Annotated in this window: 7 protein-coding genes and 1 pseudogene; 2 read left to right on the top strand and 6 right to left on the bottom strand. The window is 36.4% G+C overall.

Features of this window, described 5'->3' with window-relative positions; genetic code table 11:
* Position 1 precedes the first annotated feature (1 nt).
* The 6 genes from M1E93_RS03495 to M1E93_RS03470 are packed head-to-tail and all read right to left on the bottom strand — an operon-like array spanning position 2 to position 19298.
* The gene (locus M1E93_RS03495; protein WP_004239723.1) at positions 2-775 is read right to left on the bottom strand and encodes a thioesterase II family protein; all 774 of its coding nucleotides are present in this window, start codon (positions 773-775) and stop codon (positions 2-4) included.
* A complete protein-coding gene (locus tag M1E93_RS03490; RefSeq protein WP_000801189.1) occupies positions 775-1863 on the bottom strand; it encodes a Gfo/Idh/MocA family oxidoreductase in 1089 nt (362 codons plus the stop codon). The genes M1E93_RS03495 and M1E93_RS03490 overlap by 1 nt, the downstream gene beginning before the upstream one ends.
* Complete coding sequence (locus tag M1E93_RS03485; protein ID WP_004239722.1) at positions 1863-11078, bottom strand: type I polyketide synthase; 9216 nt, start codon at positions 11076-11078, stop codon at positions 1863-1865. Before M1E93_RS03485 ends, M1E93_RS03490 begins: the two co-directional genes overlap by 1 nt.
* 12 nt (positions 11079-11090) lie before the next feature.
* Positions 11091-17195, bottom strand: a complete 6105-nt coding sequence (locus tag M1E93_RS03480; RefSeq protein ID WP_004239721.1) for a non-ribosomal peptide synthetase — start codon at positions 17193-17195, stop codon at positions 11091-11093.
* Positions 17196-17215: 20 nt separating this feature from the next.
* Entirely contained in the window at positions 17216-17953 is a 738-nt protein-coding gene (locus M1E93_RS03475) for a class I SAM-dependent methyltransferase (RefSeq protein WP_000371013.1), read from the bottom strand.
* A gap of 31 nt (positions 17954-17984) precedes the next feature.
* Positions 17985-19298, bottom strand: a complete 1314-nt coding sequence (locus M1E93_RS03470) for an MFS transporter (protein ID WP_001351065.1) — start codon at positions 19296-19298, stop codon at positions 17985-17987.
* Positions 19299-19470: 172 nt separating this feature from the next.
* Between M1E93_RS03470 and M1E93_RS03465 the strand changes: the two genes are divergently transcribed.
* Together M1E93_RS03465 and tnpA are read left to right on the top strand one after the other, a co-directional pair.
* Positions 19471-21459: a TonB-dependent receptor gene (locus M1E93_RS03465; RefSeq protein ID WP_000428182.1), complete on the top strand. Its 1989-nt coding sequence runs from the start codon at positions 19471-19473 to the stop codon at positions 21457-21459.
* Between the two features lie 157 nt (positions 21460-21616).
* Positions 21617-22054: pseudogene (gene tnpA, locus M1E93_RS03460) on the top strand (IS200/IS605 family transposase).
* Positions 22055-22085 lie beyond the last annotated feature (31 nt).

Here is a 22085-nt window from a genome sequence, read left to right as displayed (position 1 = left end):
TTTAATCATTGATAAATTGGTGATAAAAATCAATAATAAAACGACAAAAAGTATTTGGGCGTGTAATTGGATAAAAGTGATCTCCAGCGATGCAATTAATAGTGCAATGCTTATCTATCCAATCTTGCCATGCTTCAACTTCGTTTTTATCAGCTTCACTATCATGACTACCATACATTAATAAAACAGGGGTATGAAAAAGCCGTTTAGTGCTTTTTTGAAAAAAATAACGCTCGGTAGCAAGGAAATCAGCACGTAATAATGGCATAAACTGTTTTAACAACTGTGGCTGCTTGATTAATTCAGCATCACATCCACCAATGGCAATTAATTGTTGAATAAAGTCATCATCATTTAAATCACTCAGTAATCTCCTTGCTTGAATATGAGGAGCTTGGCAGCCTGATAATATTAGTCCAGATAATTCCCAGCCATTTTTTTCTAATTGAATAGCAGTTTCAAAGGCAACTTGGGCCCCCATACTGTGACCGCAAAGTAATAATGAATTATGCCGTGGTGGATAAAATTTCTTTATTATTGTTATTAATTCATTGGCTAATAACCCAATATCATTAAAGGCTGGTTCTTTAAATCTGCAACCATGGCCAGAGTAATTAACTAATTGACAATTTAACCCTGAAATATCGGTAGATCTCCACGAGTTAAATGCACTATTACTGGCACCAGCAAATGGGCAAACCAATAGGTTAGCATTGTCTTTATTTACATTTTGCTCATTTAAAGGAGTAATATATTTGGGAGATTGTTTTATCATTATTTTCTCCGTCCACTACTTTTGGTGAAGTTCATTCGCTTAAATGGCGCAATTGTGCCATCAATGGCTTTACCTGCTGTTTGCAATGTTTTTATCCATAATTGAGATAAAGCTAATTGGTAATGGGGTTGTAAAATCATTGGTTTTTTATCATTAGGTAATTGCCAGCATTTATCTATCTCTGCCAGTAAGTAATTAATAGCTTCTGGTGCTTCACATTCCATCACATCCTGCCAACTATTTGGTGGAGTATGAAATGAATGAAACAGTGGTTCATCAAGCTCCATCGTGGCAGGAGATTGATACATGGCTTTTTTACTATCTTGGTGATGATGAATATAAAGCGCATTATTCCATTCTACTGGCCCATAACTTCCAGCGAGAGTTAAATAACCAGCTGGCCAGCCTAATATCATATGATGCATCACGAGGCTATGCTGATCAGGATCGTTAGATGACAAATGTTTTTGTAGGCATAAAAGCAAATCACCAGTAGGGTTGGATAGTCGTAGAAATTGTAGCGGGGTATTATCTTTTTCTAATGTGACTGTAATATCATTAGGGTGTAATTTCATTGCTTGGCAATATATATCTAAGGCGGAATAAATTAATTGCCTGCTTGTGATAATTTGTCCCCACACTGGTCGTTGTTGTATTTGCTGATATATCTTCTGTGTGTTTTCTATCCATAAACGTCCTGCTTTATTATGTGGATAGAGGCTGTTAACGATATAGTGGCAATGCATTTTTTCTGCTAATGATTGTAGTCTGGTAATTTCATCAGGATGTACAGGATGTTCCTGTACAACCGAGATCCCCCGTTGTAAAAATGCTTGCGCAAGTTGGCTACCTTCGCCACCAACAATGGCTGATCGCACAACAATACAAGCTAGATCTATTTTTTCAGGTAGTTGATCAAATCGAGTAAAAAGTGGAATACCGAATGCTTTAGATAATTCTCGAGAACGAGTGCTACCTTTGGAAAAAAGGCCAATAAGATGCCATTTGTCTTGAGGTTGTATAAATGCATTGAGATAAACCTCTCCAAATTTACTGCCTACAATCACCACTTTTTTTGCCGGTTTCATTAATTACCTCCTTCGGATGGATATCCGTTATTAGAAAGTTTTTGTTGCACCCACTGATCAATGATTTCGGCCAGATGTGTGCTGGTAGCGCGATCTTGCAGTATTGACCAGTGCTCCCCTGAAAAATAGTGATGTTGGGTATGTGGCGGTAATCGTTGGTACCACTCTTTTTCAGGTGATGTCCATTCTGTTGGGTGGTTGGTGGCTTCCAGCCATAAACAGGCGATATCATCAGATAATGGTAGGTCACTTTCAGGTAGGAATGACATAAGTCTTTTAGTGCATGCAAGCTGCTTATTTTCATCTGATGAACTATCTGAGTCATCATGACAAAATTTAATAAAATCATGTCGATAGACGGGATCTATTAATACTAATAATACGGAATGATTTTGTTGCGAGAGTTGTTCTGCAAGGTAACTGGCAATAAAAGCACCATATGACCAACCAATAAGAATATAAGGGCCAGTCTGTTGTGCTGTTTTTATGCTAGATAAATGTAATGATAACAATGTATCCAAATCAGTTAGTTTTGAAGCATCTGTAACTGTTAATCCCCACACTGTATTATTTAACGACTCAGCAAGAGGTAGGTAAACACCGGGATCACCATCAGAAGCATGTACCATAAAGTAGTGGTAAGGTTTTGGAGCAGATACAGCGCTTAGAGGTATCAAAGAGGAGTACTCTCGTTGAGATTGCTTTTCCTGCTCTAAATGAGCACAAAAATCGGCTAAGCATGGATAGGTAAAAATCTGTTGTAATGTTGCTGGATATCCCCGTTGATGTAATTGGCTGATCATTTTGGTTGCAATCAAACTATCTCCTCCAGAACGGAAGAAATCATTTGTACTATTGACCTCACGACCTAATAACTCAGACCATAATGCAATGATTTCATTAATCATATTGGTTGGTACATCAGGTATTGCAACAGGTTGTATCTGTTCATTTAGCTCTTGAGCGGATGATGTTGCTATGCCATTAAGGGTTGCTTCAATATTTTCACATTGGAACAACTCAAAAGAGTCGATATTCTGATCAAGAGAATGAGATAAATAATCACGTAATTTACCTAAATAAGGTTTTCCTCCACGAGTGGGAGAGGCTAAAAAGAGTGTTTGTCGCAAAGATGAGGAATCTGTTTGGGGCCATTGACCAATAGTTTCAAAACCAGTATTGATTAAAATATCATGCCAACTTTCACTATCAAGCATCGCTTTATTCGTCAATATACGCTTATCTTGATATGCACTTAATCCCTCAATAAAGCCAACAGTCGCCATTTGCATAGCACTTTGACACTCGGTTGCTTCGATAAATAATAAATAGCCTTGAGGTTTTAACAGGCTTCTAATCCGTTTTAGTGCGTGGCCGATATGTGATGCATCATGTAATACATTAGATGCAATGATCAGATCATAGCCATTATCTGGATGATGAGAAAATTGTATTGGTGCATTAATATCAAAGAGTTGATAGCGCATTTCTCCTACAGCAGTGAATTTTTTTCGCGCTTTATCAAGGAAGTAATGTGATATATCAGTAAAGGTGTATGAGTAATGCGTATTCTTAAGTACTGCGACTATACCTTGAGTGGTAGCTCCTGTACCTGCCCCTATTTCTAAAATATTGAGTGAAGATGTTGCACCAACCATTGCACTAACAATATCTTTTGCACATTGATTTAAATAATTTAGTGCAGGGTGTTTGGCGTATAGTGCTGTGGTAATTTCATCTGAATTAAAAAGTAGTGAAAGAGGAGAAACCTTACCACTAAAGAGTAATTCATGTTGGGTTAGTGATTGTTCAAGGTAATCCCAAAGTACATATTCCCAATCATTAACAGGTTGTTGAAATACTGGGGCAGATAAACATAAGTTAATAAACTGTGTTGTGGCATAAAACTGATCACCCTCTTTGGTTAATAAGTGATGCAGGCATAATAAATCTAGCCACTGACTAAGTAGCCTCTCATACTGAGGCTTTGCTTTTAAACGAGCCACTATTTCAGCTAGGGTGATTGGTGTGTTTAGCTCGGTAAAAAGAGCATTTCGATACAGTGTGTGACATATGCCATACCGTGCTCGTTCCTCAAATCGTTGCCAACTCTTTTCAATAATGTCACTGAGTGAAGCTGATGGCGAAAGTAAATTAGGTAACCAATTGGGCTGTTTAATAACGGATAGTGGAATATCAGAAGAGGCTTCAAACAGTAATTGTAGAGGAGGCTCTACTTTCGTATCGTCTTTTACCATTACCATAGCATGAGCACGTTTGATTTGCGGATGATTTTCCAATGTTTGCTCGAGTTGTTGATAGCGTGATTGGAGGTGATTATCTATTGCTAAATGTTGATATGAAGGAAGTTGCGCAATAATCTTATCAACTGATTGATTATTATCTTCATCTTGGCATAATTGAGTGATCAAGCTTTGATAATCAGAGAACATCATTGTTAATAAACCGTCAGCAAAGATGTCATCCATGCAGAACCAATTTAATGTTAGCCCCTCTTTTCCTTCCATTACTTGGTGATCTAACCAAACTTGAGGTGTTTGCGCGAAGCTATATACGGGTTGGCCGAAAAGCTGATTTAATGCTTCATCAATATTGTCACCATCTAGTGTCATACCTAACATGCTAGTAAATACAATAGGTAACAGAGATTGGCTACTATCCCCTTTATAGCGTCCCCATTCACGTAAAATCTCTACACCATTTACTTGGGACTTACTTAAATGTTGCCAAAGTCTGCGCTGTATTTTTGCCATTGACTCATTTAATGTACAGTCGTTATCTAGATAAATATCTATAGGGAGTACAGAGGTAAAATCACCAATAAGTTGTGTAACATCTGGGTGCCATGGTTGACGATTAAAGAAAGTTAAGTTTAGTGTAAAGGCTGGGTATTTTGTCCAGCGACCTAAAACTAAAGCAAAAAGTGTTAAAAGCCCTGCTGATGGTGTAATACCATGCTTTTTCCACCTCTGTTTTAATTTGTCCCATTGCGCTATAGAAACATGATGTTGGAAAGTCGTAAAACGAGGTTGTTCAGTAATGGATGAATTCTTTATCGGTAAATATGGGGCAGAAGGTAAATCAGATAATAGATCCTGCCAGTAACACCATGCCATTTTCCACTCATCACTGTTACGATTTGTTTGATTTTTTAAGCAGTAGTCGCGGAAGGTAAATGTTTGTGGTATTAATTCTTGTCCTGAATAGGCGTTAAATAGATCATCAAACAGAATTTTAAAGCTCATGGTATCAAACTGCAGTAAATCTAGATTGATATGTAATCTGTAACAATCGTTATTTAGCCAAGAAATTTCAACTTCAAATAATGGCCATGACTCAGTCGGTAATACCCGATAAGAAAGGGCTTCCCTTATCTGTGTTAGGCTCTCTTGTTGCTCTTGTTGGGTTAAATTTGTTAGGTCATGTTGAATAAAATGAAAATAAGGAACTTCTTTTAAGATACGTTGTTGTCCATCATCATCTATGATCATTCTCAACATATCATGACGCTGAATAACTTTATTCCAAGCTTTTTCAAGTGAGGCCGGCTCCCATATATGGCGTTGACAATCCCATTCAAAAATTGCATGGCAAGCAACGCCTCCGTAGTTAAAGAGGTTTTTACGTCCGATCCAATAGGCGTGTTGAATTGGTGTTAATGGAAATGGGGCATATCGTTCTGACTCCATTGTGTGGGAAATGTTGTCTTGATTATGGAGTGCTTCTGTCACAGTAAATTTCTCAGGTGCTGCGGTTCGAATAACTGAGGCTAAACCAGCAATAGTCATATCATCATAAGATTGTTCAGCGTCAATATTGACCGCAAACTGTTTCTTAATTTCCGCACTGAGATCGAGGAAAGAGAGAGAATCTAGTCCTAATTGGAATAGTTCAATGTGAGTATCAATATGTTCATCACCAAGACGCAACAGTTGTTTGATGCATGCTGTTAGCCACTGTTCTAAGTTATCACCAACGCGATAATCAACCCTGTTAGGGCTTACCGGCTCTGTTTGATCCGTTTGAGTTGGGGTTTCACAAAGCTGGCGAGTGTGATTAATTTCATGGTTATCATAATGATCATTATGATTAGTCTGATGAAATAAAGGCGTTTTTTGTGTCATTAAAGGTGGAGTCGCTAAGCGCATTGCAAGGCGACAAGAGGTATTATCTAGCAGACAAGCATCTAAATGTGCCAGTCCTTCCTCAGTAGTAAGCGTACTCATACCTTTGTGTTGTAATTTATCATGGAGTTGTTTTTCTGCCACAAAGCCAACACTTTGCCATGCCCCCCAAGCGATAGAAATGACGGTTAATCCCTTGATATTGCGACGTGCATATTCAGCTAATCCATCTAAATATCCACAAGCGAGGGAATGAGCTGCTTGTCCTTCAGAGCCTATAGTTGCAGCGGCAGAGGAGTATAAAATAAGGTAACTGGCATCTGTTTTTTCTAAAGCATCACAAAATTGCTTGGCAGATATCGCTTTAACAGAAAATACGTCAGACATACGCTTAGGGGTGAGTTGTGTCATAAGTGCATCATCCAAAATACCTGCACTGTGTATAAGCCCCTCAATGCCACCTTCATTTTCAAGCTGAGTGAGTGCTGCATGACATTGAGCGTTATCACGACAATCACATGTTAGCCATTTTATTTCTAGCTGGTTAGATTTCTGTAAGTTATTCATCCAATCTAATGCGCTGCTATCAGCTCGTGGTGCCAAAATAGCGATACGTTTAGCACCTTGCCTTACTAACCAACTTGCTGTAATTCGACCTAAGCCTCCAAAACCACCAGTAATAATATGCCAGCGCGGGGATACCATGATGTTCTGCGCTATGATCGTAGAAGATGAGGGCAGTGGGGTTAATTGTGGTAAGTAGCAGCAATGGTTACGAACAATAATTTCATTATTACCTTGTTCTATTTGTATAAAAGCAGGAACTAATTCAGACCATGAGGCATTTATACCTAAATCAACAATGGCAATTAACCTTGAGCTATATTCTTTTTGAATAGTTTTTAATAAACTTCGAATACTACGTTGTGCTGGATTAACCGTTTCTATGGCAGTTAATGCCCAGGCTTGTTGCGTGATAACAACAAACCCATCAGACGATGACAGTAATATTTGGCGGATCTGCTCGGCGATAATTAAAGGATCTGCAAGGTTGGCAACGATTAATTGATTTTCGCCCTGTTCAGAAAGACATCCAATAGCGGATAAAATAGCTGTGATTTCAGAAGGCAATGTTTGTTGATGGTTAAATATTAATGTTGGCTTGATAAGATCTTGTTCCACACAAGGTGTTAATTGCCATTGGTAGTGTGAACTTTGTTGTATCTTGGTGTCACTAGGTAACTCTTGATCAAAGTGATCGTTTTCTGTCGAAACACTGGCGAGAATAATATGTTCACACATATCTTTGGTTTCTGGTAATGCATCAGGTAACCAGCGAATATGTTGAAATCCTGCTAAGCGACACTGTTGATGCCATAATTCTGGTGATAAAAATAGTTTTCCTTTACGGATCTTTTCATCATGGAGGGGTAACACCAGTGGGCCAAAAACAAAATCAAATAAGCGAGCTTGTTTGGTTATTTCGCGCATAAGCAAATGACCATTGGAACGCAGTAAAGTACGAAGAGCAGTTAATGTATCTCCAATATGTTGAGTGGCATGAATAACATTAGCAGCAATAATAATGTCATAATAATCAGATTGAAAACCTTGTATTTCAGGGGATTGTTGTAAATTGAACTCTCGATAGTTAACAAATGAATATTGACTAAATTTTTGTGCGGCACGTCGGGTGAAGATAGGTGAAATATCGGTAAATTCGTATTCAACATGTTGTATGGTTGATAAAATAGGTAGCAGCCAAGAGGTGGTTCCTCCCGTGCCACCACCGACTTCAATAATTCGCAAAGGCTTAGCCACAGTGGGCTGGTAGTGAGAAAGTAATCCTTTAAGTACCGCGGCAGCAATTTGGTTAAAATAACGACCAAAACTAAAATCTTGATAGAGAACTTCAACACCTTGAGATGCACCTTCAGGAAAGATCACTGAAACAGGTTCAATCACGCCTGTCATCATATCGTAGAGTTGCTCTCCTGCTCGCTTGACGGTGTCAGGAATAGATTGAAGACCTTCGCTATCTAATTGTAATTGATGGAATAATAATGGTAATTTATCACTAGAAATAGATTTTATTTTTTTATAGTAGTTGTGCTGATTTATCTGTTGGTAAATATAATATCCATCCTCAACACAGGCCTCTAATAAACGTACTAATAATTGATAATAGCGGGGTAAAATGCGTCCTGCTCGCATAATATCGATTACAGACATGGGGGTATTCAACTCATGGCCTAAACACGAGCATATCATTTTATCGACGTAATAATTATGTAAAGTGGTAAGTGTTGAATTAAATGAGTTTAAACGAGGAAGATCGAGTGTTGTAAGCGCTTTTAATGCCGTTTCACGACCTTGGCTAATAGGTAAATCAAATGCGCTTTTTTGTGGTTGATATTTTTCACTATCCTTTTTTTCATACCAATAATATTGTTTTTCAAAGGGATAGAGAGGTAATGGTATATAACTTCCTTGAGTTTTAAACAGTGACTGCCATGGTAAATCATAGCCTGCAATAAATAGGGTTGTTGCAGCCTGTTGTTTCATCTGAATTTCATCAACTCCCATTCTGGCAGTTGGTATCCAACTAATCTCAGTAATGCCTTCACGTTCACCAAGATCACTTAATACAGAAGTTGGTCCTAATTCTATAGCATGGGTGACACCATGATTGACTAACGTTTGTATTGCATCTTGATACATAACTGTATTGCGTAGTTGCTGAGCCCAATATGATGGATGTTGAAGTTCTTTTTGAGAAATTAATTGCCCTGTATAGCCTGAGACTAAGGCTATTTTTCCTTGTGAGGCTGATAATGACTCAGTAAATTCCATCAATTGATCAAGAATATTATCAATATAAGAGGTATGAGCAGCACACACGTTATTCATTTCTCTAAATCGAATATTCTTTGCTTTCAATATTTGAGTAAACTTTTGCATATCATCGGGTTGCCCCGCGAATGATAAGTTGTTATGGCCATTAATTGCAGCTAATTCAACATGACATTGTTTAGCAATGATTTGAATATCTTGATATTCTGCAAATACAGCAATCATTTCACCATTAACATGACTTTCCATTAATTGTCCACTATATACAGCAAGTGGCATCATTTGTTCGATTGTATAGAAACCAGCGATAACGGCTGCGGCATATTCTCCGCAAGAATGACCTACAATTATTTCAGGTAAAATACCGATTGCTCGCCAATGTGCTGCCATTGCGATTTCATAGGCGACAATAGCCGCTTGAATATAACTGGCATTAACAAGTTTATCGCTATGTAGGCCAAACATGACTTCTTTTAACGGAAATGTTAAGTGTTGCAGGCATGCTTGCTCACAACGATCGATTGTTTCGGCAAATGTTGTTGAATGTTGGTACATCACTTTACCCATAGCAGGATATTGTGATCCCATACCAGAAAATAGCCACGCTATTTTCTTATTTGTTGATGTATGACCATATTGTATTAAAGAATCAGCACTTCCTTGAGAGAAAGCTAACAGTGAAATATCACTCTCACTTGTTAAGGGGATAGATAAGCGCCATGGTAAGTTGAGTTGTCTTTGCTGTAATGCATTATGAGCCAGAATGTTTGCTGGGGTAATTTTTATTAATGGTGCATAATCACCAGCAAGTTTTTTTAGACTCTCTTTTGTGGCGGCACTAAGCAATAATGAGTATTCAAAATTATTGTCTACCTCTTGTTCAGGTTTGATTGATACTAATGAGTCAGGCAATGATTGCACAATGATATGACAGTTTGTTCCACCAATACCAAATGAAGAAACACCAGCAGTTCGTATTCTGCTAGACCAAGCTTTAGGGTTTTTAGGAATGTAGAACGGGCTTTTTTCTATTTGTAATTGAGGATTTGGGTGATTAAAATGCATAGATGGAGGAATAAGTGCTTTATTTACCGCTAATATCGTTTTAATTAGGCCAGTGATACCTGCTGCTGTATCCAGATGTCCGATATTGCCTTTAACTGAGCCAATAGCGCATTTAGAAGCAGTAAGAGAGCGATCAGCGAAAACCTGACATAATGCACTAAACTCAATTGGATCACCTAATGGTGTAGCTGTTGCGTGTGCTTCAATAAGTTCAATATCTTCATTTTTAATATCGGCCAGTTGTATTGCTTCTCTAATAACTGAAACTTGGCCTGCTACGGAGGGAGCTGTGAATCCCGCTTTTTGATGACCATCATTATTAATGGCACTACCACGTAATACAGCAATAATTGTGTTTCCATCCACTAAGGCATCTTCAAGACGACGTAACACTACAATACCAAATCCATTACCAGCAAAAGTACCGTTTGCCTCTGCATCAAAAGGACGACAAATACCATCTGGTGAGAAGATCATGCCTTTCTGATATAGATAACCACCGGTTTGTGGAAATGTGATACCAATTCCACCAGCAATAGCCATACTGCATTCACCAGAGCGTAAACTTTCACAAGCCATATGTACGGCAACTAAGGAGCTAGAACAAGCGGTTTGTATAGTTAATGCTGGACCAGTTAAATTTAATTTATATGCAATACGTGTTGCGAGATAGTCTTTATCATTCCCTAATAATTTTTGCATGCCACGGACATGGCCAATATTGTGCAATGCTAAATCTTGCTGGGCAGGATAGCTGCTCATTCTTGCTGAAGCAAAAACGCCTGTTTTGATGGTTATATTGCAAGGGGCATATCCAGCATGCTCTAAAGCATGCCAAGCACCTTGTAAAAAAATTCTTTGCTGGGGATCGATAAGTTCAGCTTCTGAGCGTGAATAATTAAATAGAGTAGCGTCAAAATATTCCGCTTCATCTAACGGCGCGCCACGATTAACAAAATCAGGTGAATGATAAGTTTGTTCAGCGACACCTGCGGCTTTTAGTTCTTCTTCAGAAAAAAGACGAGAGCTATCGTGTTTATTAATTATGTTATGCCAAAATTGATCAATATTTTGTGCATCAGGGAAGCGACCAGAAAGACCAATAACAGCTATAGGTTCACTATTACCATAGAAAGTTTCAAAATTCAGCATGATTAATATCCTTTATCTACTATGAGTTCGTAGTTGTAACCGTTTCTTTCTCTTGTTTTTGTGTTTGTCTCGGTCGGAATATTGCTCACATGTTGGTGAAGTGTTTTGCCAAAGCAATTGCGCTAATGTACTTAGATTTGGACTAGCGAACAGATCAGTAATTGTAATATGGCTATAGCCATTTTTTTGTAGTGCTGCATGAAGTTGAACCAATTGTAAAGAGCTGGCACCTGCTTCGAAAAAATTTGTTTCAGGTGCTAACGTTATTCCAATAACTTGCTTAACAAGTTGTTGTAGTTTTTGTATTGTCTGACCTGTTTTTTGTGTATCAGTAGATTGTTTATAATGTGTGTTTTGATTATTTTTGGCATTGAAAACTGGGGTGATGACGAGATTATTGCATCTTGGTATAAGTTTATTTAGTGGCAATTGCCAAGATTGTGGTTCAGTAGCCAGTTTAGTGAGTATATGTTCATATTGCTGGAACATGGAAAAAATGGTTGTGTAGTCAAATAATTGTTCGACAAAATCCCAGTTTAAATATAATTCACCGTCTGACTCATATACTTGATGATCTAGCCATGTTTGTGGTGTTTGTGATATTCCCCAAACAGGTTTTAGCCATGAATGATGAGAAAGAAAACCTTCATCATGTTTATAGCCCAATGCACAGGTAAAAACGACAGGTATCTCTATATGAGACATCTGTCGTTGAATTGCCATTTCACGCATTACTTTGATGGCTGAAACACTACGATGTTGCATATCTTTATGTAAACGTTTTTGCATCATTGAGATACTGTTTGACCAAAGATCACAGGTATACCAATCGAGTAATTGTAATGAGGTAAAATCACCAAGTACTTCATTTATTTGAGGATGTACAGGATGCCGATTAAATAATGTCAAATTAATTGTTAACTCAGGGCTTTTACTCCATGCGGATAATGTGGCGCAATAAGCAGCAATCAAAAGTGCTGCTGGCGTAACATTATTTTGCTGAGCAACTTGTTGTAGTGCTTGCCAAACAGAAGTAGATAATGATGTTTGTAAACGCGAGAAGCGAGGTTGCACAATCTGTGCTGGATCTTTTATTAGTGGCAATTGTGGGGCTGGTGGTAATTGTGGTAAACGCGTTAACCAATATTCCCAATCATTTTGTGTGTTAATCGGATAGGCATCACAATCAATATAATCTCGAAAAGTAATATCTAGAGGGATAAATTGGTGATTTGGCTCCATATACAGTGTTTTTAGCTCACTGAAAAATATCTGCATACTCATTCCATCAAGGAATAAGTTATCAAGGCTAATAAAAATATGATCTGGTTGTTCTTTGGTCTTGATAACTTGAATAGTAAATAAAGGCCAAATTTCTGGATCATAAACAATGTTAGCAAGTTGAGCTCGTAATACTAGAAAAGCGTCACTTTTTTCTGTAGGGATATAATGCGTTTTAACGGAATAATAAGGAACTTTTTTAAGTACTTGTTGTTGTCCATTAATAATGACACCACGTAACATATCATGACGAGAAATCAACTGATTAATTGTACGTTCTAATTTAGGTACATCTAAATTTTCCGCTATAAAATGGACAAAAAAATGTGTACCAACACCCCCAAGTGTAAAATTATTTTGCCGTCCAACTAAGTAAGCTTGCTGAATATCAGTGAGTGGAAATGGATTGTATCTATACGCCTCGTTATGTGAAATTGCTGGCTGTTTTTCGAAAACTTCGCTCTGCTTTATATTTTGTGCAAAATCAGAAAGGATCGGATAAGCAAAGATATGCTCCAGTTCAACTTGGTAGCCAATATGGTTTAAATCAGAGATCAATCGAATAGCAACTAGGCTATCTCCCCCTTCACGAAAGAAATGACTGTGACGGTGTATCTTGTTGGTGCCAAGGAGCTTTTGCCATATTGTTATGATGATCTGTTCTTTACCATTGATAGGTTGTTGATTTAGGTATTCTTCTTGGTATTCCTGACAATACAATTTTAATGATTGGTTATCTATTTTGCCATTTGCGGTTAAGGGGAACTCAGTTAGAAAATAAATATGTTTTGGGATCATATAGTCTGGTAAAAATTGGCGCAAATCATGCTCTAGCTTATTTTTATCTGGTAAATAAATTTTTTCTGGTGCTTGGTATAACTGTGTCAATATTTCGCCGTTAACTCCTTCACTTTTATAAGTCGCAGTAGAAGCGCTAAAGATATCTTTGCATTTTTTTGCTGTTAATAATTCATCAGCAGGATCACTACCATTTTGTTGTAATAAAGAGATGCTTATCAGTGATTGTGCAGGGGCATGTAACACTTCTTGTATAAAAATCATTCCACTCGGAGCACAGAGTGAAACGAATTTTTGTATCTCTTTTTGTGGGCTGTCTAATCGATGAAGATAATTGTTCATCCAAATGATATCTGCACTATATCGATTTTTATGAAGAAATACTTCTGTAAGAGGCTCAGCATAACTATTTTGATAATCTGATAAATTTTGGTTAGCTTGCGTTACCATTGAAAGAGACTCATCAGTTAGCAGTAGGGTAACCATATTAGTGGGTAATCGTTGCAGAATATAATTTGCTGAAATACCGCTTCTAGCACCTAATTGAATGATTTTTATTGGCCTTTTTAGTGAATGATGAAGTTCTCTTATTTGTTGTAGTAAATTTTCTAAGGAGTAGTGCATTCCATCAATACGCATAGTGACTTGTTCTGGTGACCAATAGGGATCATCAAATAGTGTTAGAGCTGATTTTTTACCTTTGAGTATGTCTGTTAAATTGTTTTTGTGGCGCTGCAAATTTTCTATTAGCGTTCGCTGGGTACTATTAGTTGGGGGGGAATTGAGTGTAGTTTGTGGATATTGTGCTATTAAATTTAGCCAATTAGCCATTAATGACTGATAGCTAGCGATAATGCTATGGTCATCTGCTGATTTTTTTTCTGACAAGAGGTTGTCGAAATCAATATTTTGTTCAGTAAGATAATCATATAAAAATCCAGCTATGATTGCCGTTTCTTGGGATTGTTGTTGTACATTTATTGGGGTTGAGCGCAGATAGTAGAGGGGAGAAAAGGTGCTATTTGAACTGATAATATCCTGGTAATTACCCGAATTTAGTATCACAAAAGAGTGTAATGCTTTTTCTTTATTACCATTACCAAGGCATAGTGTAATCGCATTTTGCACACCCTGAAGCTTATTGAATGCAGCATCAATTTCCCCTGGTTCTATACGGTATCCGCCAATCTTAACTTGGCGGTCACGTCTTCCTAAAAATTCAAGTATACCGCCAGGGAGATATCTTCCCATATCACCTGTTTTATACCAATTTTCACCATTTTGTTTTACAAACTGTTGTGCTGTTTTTTCGGGATCGTTTAGGTAGCCTAACGCAACGCCTGCACCACCAATCCAAAGTTCTCCTGATACCCAATCAGGGCAATCTTCTCCTCTAGCATTAACAATACGATAACGTTGGTTGGATAAAGGATATCCATAAGGTATCGAGCTCCAGGATGGGTCTAATGTTGTGACATTAAAATAGTTAGACCAAATAGCGGCTTCTGTGGCACCTCCCATGGCGACTATTTGTCCATCAGGGCAGAAATTATAGTAACGTGTCGGGAGATCAAGCCCAATCCAATCTCCAGAGAGATAGATTAATAGCAGCGATTGTGGAATGGATGACCCTATTCCTTCTGCATAGGTTAGTAACATATCAAACAGTGCAGGTACGCTGTTCCAAAGTGTTATTTTATGTTGGTTAATAAGTCGTAACCATGCATCAGGATTACGGCGCTCATCTTCTTTAACTAATACAAGAGTCCCTCCGGCATTTAAAACACCGAAAATATCATAAACAGACAGATCAAAATGTAGTGCTGATATGGCAAGTACCCGATCTTTGTCTGAAATGTTATATCGCCGATTGAGATCAAGGCAGGTATTCATTGCGCTGGCATGGGATACAACAACACCTTTAGGCTCTCCAGTAGAACCTGAAGTATAAATAACATAAGCTGCTTGATGAGGAGATATATCTATATTGTGTAGTGGTTTATTCTCGGAGGGTTGAACTTTTTGCCAAACAATCCTGTTACAAAATGTAGCATAGATTGAATAGGATGGATCGCTATCAGATACGATGAGTAATGAAAGCTGAGCATTTTTAGCAATGCGGTTTATACGTTCTTCTGGTTGTAGTACATCAATCGGAACATAAGTTCCCCCCATTAATAAAATAGCCAGAACGCTAATGATTTGCCCTACTCCTTTTGGCATACATACACCAATTCTGTCTTCTGGTTTATAACCTTGTTGTATTATTTGATCACTGAGTATTGTTGCTTTAGATAATAATTTTTTGTAGCTCCATTCCTGAGAGTCGATATCAATGACAGCAATTTTTGATGAATTTGAATAATTATGGAAAATAGACTTATGCAGTGTATGTGGTAATAGTGAATTATCTTTTTTGATAACTGATATTCTATTTTTTAATTGTTTTTTAGGAATTAAATCAGGTTGGGTTTCAATCCAGGCATTAGGATCGTTGGCAAGTTGGCGTATACGAGAAATATAAACATCAAATATTGTTGTTATAACATCATTCCGGAACAAGTCATTGTTATAATCCCACTGTAAAACAATATTTCCACTTTTGTTAATTGCCATGTGATCAAGCCAAACTTGTGGGGTTTGTGATATTCCCCATCCTATAGAACCTAATACAGATTCTATATTTTTATCAATAAGTGGTTGATTAATATGGCTAGTAAAGACAACAGGACACCCATAAGGATGGGTGCCATTTTTACGAAGGTCTCTAATGATATCAATACCAGAATAATCAGAATGTTGCCAAGCTTCAATAAATGTATTTTGATTGTCTTTAGATAATGAAATTAATGGTCGATTGTCTGTTTTCATTTCTAAAAGAATGACATTAGTAAAATCAGCTATAATATTATTAACTGCAGGGGCTAATGGCTTTCTATCAAATAATGTAAAGTTGAGTAATAAGCTATTTTGGCCAGTCCATCTTGCAAGTACAGATGAGAAACAGGTTGCTAATGCAATGGAAGGTGTAATATTATTTTCTTTAGCCAAATTACTAAAGTTTTTCCATTCTTTTGAGCTAAATGTCCAGCTAAGGCGTTTAATTTTTATTTTATTTATTTTTTCTGGATCCATATATAATGGCAGAAGAGGAGAGTCTGGTAGGTTTGGGATTTTATTTTTCCAATATTGATATGCTGATTCTTTGTTTTCATACTGTTTTTTATCTTGTAAATAATGGTAAAAGTCATAGTGCTCATCTAACTGAGGCAGTATTTCTCCGCTCAATAATAAACAAAGTTCAGTAAAGAGTAATGAATAACTTGTACCATCTGCAATCAACATATCAATATTAGTACATAAACGATATCTGTTGTTAGGTAGCGATATCATGTGAAAATCAATTAACTGACCGCTTTCAACATTTAGTACCTGATGGCTTAATTTTTCCCGTAATTGTAAAAGTTTTTTCTCATACTCATCTTTTGGTAATTTACTAAAATCATGATATGTAACATATTTTCTATTTGGGTTAGGAGACCAAAATTGTGTACCCTGTTGGTGAAATACTATATTCAACATGGGATGACGTTTTGATAATAATACTAATGCTTTCTCTAAACTTTCCGGAGTAAATTTAGGGGTGCCATCAAATTCTTGATAAATTTGGCAAGCAACACCACCAAGAGTTTGTTTATTCAAACGGCCGACAAAATAGGCATGTTGTATAGGTGTAAGTGAAAACTCACCAGCATTTTTTATTGTTTTATGTGTATATATATTATCTTTTCTTTCTTTTTTATTTATATCTGATTTTTTTAATATTTTATACCATCCTTTTATTGTTGGATTTAAATACAAATCTTTTAATGTTATAGCATAACCATTTTTTTGGAAAATATATAAACATTGCATAAATCCAATTGAATCAAGACCTAATTTTATCAGATTGTCCTTATCTGAAAATTTATTTTTGTCAATGTTTATTTGCTTGGAACATAATTCTTTTATGTTATTAATATCACTTAATATTTTCATTTCTATACCTTAATTATGAGTTATTTATGGCGGAGGATTGCCATTGGTACAGTACTTGAGCTAATGTTTTCATGGACCAATCCTTCTCTTGATGCCTCCTTAATTACTTGTTCAATTCCAAAAGTATACCAATCTCTTTCTATATTAAAATTTCGTATGACTTTATCGTCTTCTATGATTTTAAAATTCATATTCCAACGAATAGCCTCTTGATCTATAGGTTTGCCACTTAAATAAATTTCATAGATATGGTTCCCTATTTTTTTACTATTTAATAGTATCTTAGAAATGTTACAAGGCGTATTAAACGGCATTGTATCTACCAAAATAGCACCTTTTTTTTCTAGCCCATTTGCAAGCTTATTCCATAATATTTTTCTATCATTCTGATTAAAATATCCTATACAGCCACATATAATAGCGGCAGAAAATGATTTTGGTAGAATGGTATTTTGAAATGTATCAGCAATCACAGTTACTTGGTGTTGTATTTCAGGTAACATCATAATTCTTGTCATTAGGCCAATACGCATAGATGCAGACGGTTCAATTGCAAAAATATGTATGTCTGGAAACATTTGCGCAATTATACTTAATTCTTGGCCAGTGCCGGAACCTATATTTAACCAGTTGCCTGTTTTTACTCCCATAAACTTCAAGGATTTTATAAATGTATCTTTACGAGTTTCCCAATGAGGTTCGCTTAAAATATCATACATTTCAGCAGACTGAGTATAATAATCTTCATAGTTATCCATTCTGTAATTACCTTATTCAATTTCCTACTAATTATACATATTGCTCAAAATTGTTTGATGAAATATTTAGTTTAAGGCGTTTTTTTATTAATTTAATGGAAATTAGTACTGCGATAAAAGTATAAATAGATGATATTGCAAAAACAAAATGATAAGACCAGTTCTCCGCTGTCCAAGTGCCTAATAGAGTAGCAATGATTGCTGTAAAAGCATTTGTACATTGGAAAATAGTGAAATCAATACCAGCTTGTTTCAATGAAGATAAGCTCATTAAACCAGTGTAAAAAGAAACTAGTCCTGCAGAAAAAAGAATATATTTGAACCCTATAAGTAAAAAAAGTATTTCATGTGGGATATATTTTATTCCTATAGCCATGGATATGAAAGTAAAAATTAAACCTTGTAAACCATAGGTAATGAAAATTGATTTCCATATGCCAAATACTTTTATTAATATACCACCTAAAAGTGTTCCAAATAGGCTTGCACAAAAATTGAAGCTTCCTATTAATAGTGCAATATTATTTAATGTAATATTTATATCTATTAATAGAGGTCCGGTAATCATATCTGTGATTCTGTTACCTCCTTCTAATAAAACTACTAATAAAATACCAATTCTTACCTCTTTTCGATTAAATGCATATGATAATTTGGGTATATGGTAAGTTTCAGATGTGGTTAGTCTATCTGATTCTTTAAAGTAGAGTGTTGGAATTGTAAGTAATATGATGGTTAGAGCTGATATAGCAAATGCAGTATTTAAGCTAAAATAACTGGAAATTAATAAAAAACCACTAGTGCCTAATAATGCTCCTATTTCTCCTCCGCCAACTTGGGCAATATTTCCCCACCCTCTATTACTTGCCTTAATCTGTTCTACCGCCATGCCATCACATGCAATGTCAATAGTCGATGTTAAGAATGCACATAGGATAAATATTCCAAAAATCCAAAGATTATTCAGTTTGCTTATATTATCGTTAGGGTTTATTAGAATAAGTAAAAAAACTAAAAGAGCAACCAATGATTGACCAATAAGAATCAAGTTACGTGAACGGCGAAATTTTTTTCCAAAAGGTAATCTCAGGCGTTCAATAAATGGAGACCATAAAAATTTAAGTGTCCAAGGAAGCATAAAAAGTGAAGTCAATCCAATTAAAGAGAGAGAAAATCCTTCACTTCTTAGTAAGGTTGGTACAGATTGCATGATAATCATTGATATAAGGGTTTGGGTGATATAAACCCCACCTATAGCCATAATGATCCTTCTGTTGGCTGATAACTCATAACAGATTGATTTATAGCAGCAATGATCCTTTTGTTTTTTGTCATTGGTTTGCACTCTATTAACCCACCTTAATATTCATGTTTTCTGTTACTCAGCACACTTTCATAAGTATATATAATTTTCATGCTCAAAATGTGATCAACCTCAAATAATAATAACAATGCAAATGATATTAATTCGCATTAACATTTCGGCGTAAAGTGCCATTGCACATTTTGGGGTTTATATGGAAAATAAAGGAACTTTATTTAAATCTATATCTTTTGTAGCGGCTACAATGGTAACAGTAAGCTCTGTAGCTGCCACAGAACAGCATGATAATACAATAACTGTTACTGCAACTAAGCGCATTCAAAGTAGTTTTGATGTAATTGGTAATGTGAATGTTCAAACTGATGAACAGTTAAAAAAATCTTTAGTTAATCAAACTGATGATTTGAGCGCAGTTTTTCCTGAGTTGTTATCTGCAAACCGAAGTTCGCGTATTTATAACAATATGACTCTTCGGGGCCAATCTTCGGCCGATTTCTTTTCTCCAAGTTTGGGACTGTTTGTTGATGGTGCTCCCCAGCTTTCTCAATCGTATGCTCAATCTCTTCAAGGGGTTGAGCAAGTTGAGCTACTTAAAGGCCCACAAGGAGTTATTTATGGGCGTGGCACATTGGGAGGGATTATCAGTGTTATTACCAAAAAACCCAGTAGTCACGCTGAAGCATGGTTAGGGGGGCAATATTTTGGTCAAGGGGAAAGAATCAATACAGGAGGAAGCACTGGCTACATGGAAAACGGCTGGGCTTTTCAGGGGAATGTTAGTCTCGATAGAAATAATGGTTCTTTGAACAATCCAGCATGGGATAAAAAAAATGTTGATAGCAGAGATATAAAAGCTGGATGGTTGTCTGCTAATTATATTTCCCCTGATACATTATTTGAGTCTAATTTAAAAGTAGGTGGAGAAAATTACCATTCTCATGAGGAATATTTTGTTCCTTTTTCACCTCTTTCACGTTCAAAAATTGATACTGAATGGTTATATGAAACACCTAATCTTAAACGTAAATTAAAAAATATTTCCTGGAATACAGGTTATGATTTTAATGATGAATGGAAGTTTAAAACGATACTTTCTTATCAAAATATGGATATAGATAGATTGTTTATGGACGGAACGTTACAAGATGATTCTCAGGATATTTTGTATTCAGAAGCAAGAGCTAATTATGAGGGGGGGGATCTAAGTGGAATTATAGGGGTATCATTTCAAAAGATGGGTTATAGACATGATAATTTATCTGTAGGGAAAGTCGGAATGGGAGGAAAAAAATCTGATAATGATATTTATAATTACTCTGGATATTTTGATGGTGCATACAGGATAAATGACAATTGGGAGTTAGGTGCAGGGGCTCGTTTTTCTCACGAAAAAGCAAAAACTCGAATGATTATTTTAGAAAAAGGAAAAGGTGAGTCTAATTATAATAATAATGCAGTTTTTAATGCCTTTATTCCACGAGCAAGTATCGCCTGGCTTCCAAATGAGCAGAATCGTATATGGTTTGGAGTTGGCCGCGGTTTTAAACCTGGTGGTTTTAACAAAGAAGGGGTTGATAAACTAGCTCTGACTTCTTATAAATCGGAAATTGCCACGGAAATGGAATTAGGTTGGAAATGGCACAGTGTTAATGATAACCATATGGCCGAAATTACTTTATATCAAATAGATAGTAAAGATGTTCAAGGATATGTAGGTGTTATTGGTTATCAGGCATTATCTAATATGGGAGATTCAAGAAGTCGAGGGATAGAATATCTTTGGAAATCAAAGCTTACCCCTAATCATAGTATTTCACTGGGTGGCATGTTCAATCAATCAGAGTTTACCAGTGGAGAACATAAAAATAAAAGACCTGCTTATACTCCTAGTTATAGTTCATTAATTTCATGGGAGGGCTTATATGGCAAGGAGCAAAAGTGGTCTTCTCGGATTGCAGTCAGATTTAATGGACCATTTTACTTTAATGAGCAAAATAATTTAGAACAAGGGCATTATACTGTTGTTGATGCATCAATATCATGGCACCCTACAAAGCAATATGAACTTAGTATCTATGCGAAAAATATTGGTGATGCTTTATATCGAACGTATGCATTTGGTAATAAAGCACAGCTAGGTAATCCGAGAGAGATCGGGGTTCAGGGAAGTATTAACTTTTAGGGTATAGTAAAATCCGCCTGCGCCAAAAAGCGGGTTTTTATTGTCAGCCTTAAACCACCACCTAAGCAGGTGATGATTGACCCTGTGAGGCTATAGCCTGAAGGAAACCCATGTTAAAAAACTACCTCTTACTCACCACAAGTAAAGAGGAAATAACATGGGTTTATACAGAAGTTCATCACATGTGTATTGACGTTGCAAATATCATCTAGTTTGGACTCCTAAATATCGTTATAATATATTGAAAGATAAAGTAGGAAAAGAGCTTTATAGAATAATTTATATTCTCTGCATTATGAAAGACTGTGAAGTATTGGTGCTAAATGTTCAGCCAGACCATGCTTATTTAGTTGTAATGATCCCACCTAAACTATCAATATCAACACTAATGGGAGTCCTGAAAGGACGTAGTACGATAAGGTTATATAATCGATTTCCACATATACGTAAGAAACTTTGGGGTAATCATTTTTGGGCTAGGGGATATTTTGCTGATACGGTGGGGGTTAATGAAGTCATCATTAGGCGTTATGTAAGGCATCAGGATAAAGTTGATCAAGAGCTCGACCAACAAATGGAATTGTTGGGGGATTAATAAAGAATATAGCCCCCTTATAGGGGGCCCA

This window comes from Providencia sp. PROV272 (assembly GCF_049901975.1).
GTDB classification, from domain to species: Bacteria; Pseudomonadota; Gammaproteobacteria; order Enterobacterales; family Enterobacteriaceae; genus Providencia; species Providencia stuartii.
Note: the sequence above shows the minus strand (reverse complement) of the source record. Positions and strands in the feature narration are given on the sequence as shown.

Excerpts from the sequence above, each read along its gene's own strand:
- M1E93_RS03495 (WP_004239723.1), bottom strand. The coding sequence starts at position 775 with ATGATAAAACAATCTCCCAAATATATTACTCCTTTAAATGAGCAAAAT.
- M1E93_RS03490 (WP_000801189.1), bottom strand. The coding sequence starts at position 1,863 with ATGAAACCGGCAAAAAAAGTGGTGATTGTAGGCAGTAAATTTGGAGAG.
- M1E93_RS03485 (WP_004239722.1), bottom strand. The coding sequence starts at position 11,078 with ATGCTGAATTTTGAAACTTTCTATGGTAATAGTGAACCTATAGCTGTT.
- M1E93_RS03480 (WP_004239721.1), bottom strand. The coding sequence starts at position 17,195 with ATGAAAATATTAAGTGATATTAATAACATAAAAGAATTATGTTCCAAG.
- M1E93_RS03475 (WP_000371013.1), bottom strand. The coding sequence starts at position 17,953 with ATGGATAACTATGAAGATTATTATACTCAGTCTGCTGAAATGTATGAT.
- M1E93_RS03465 (WP_000428182.1), top strand. The coding sequence starts at position 19,471 with ATGGAAAATAAAGGAACTTTATTTAAATCTATATCTTTTGTAGCGGCT.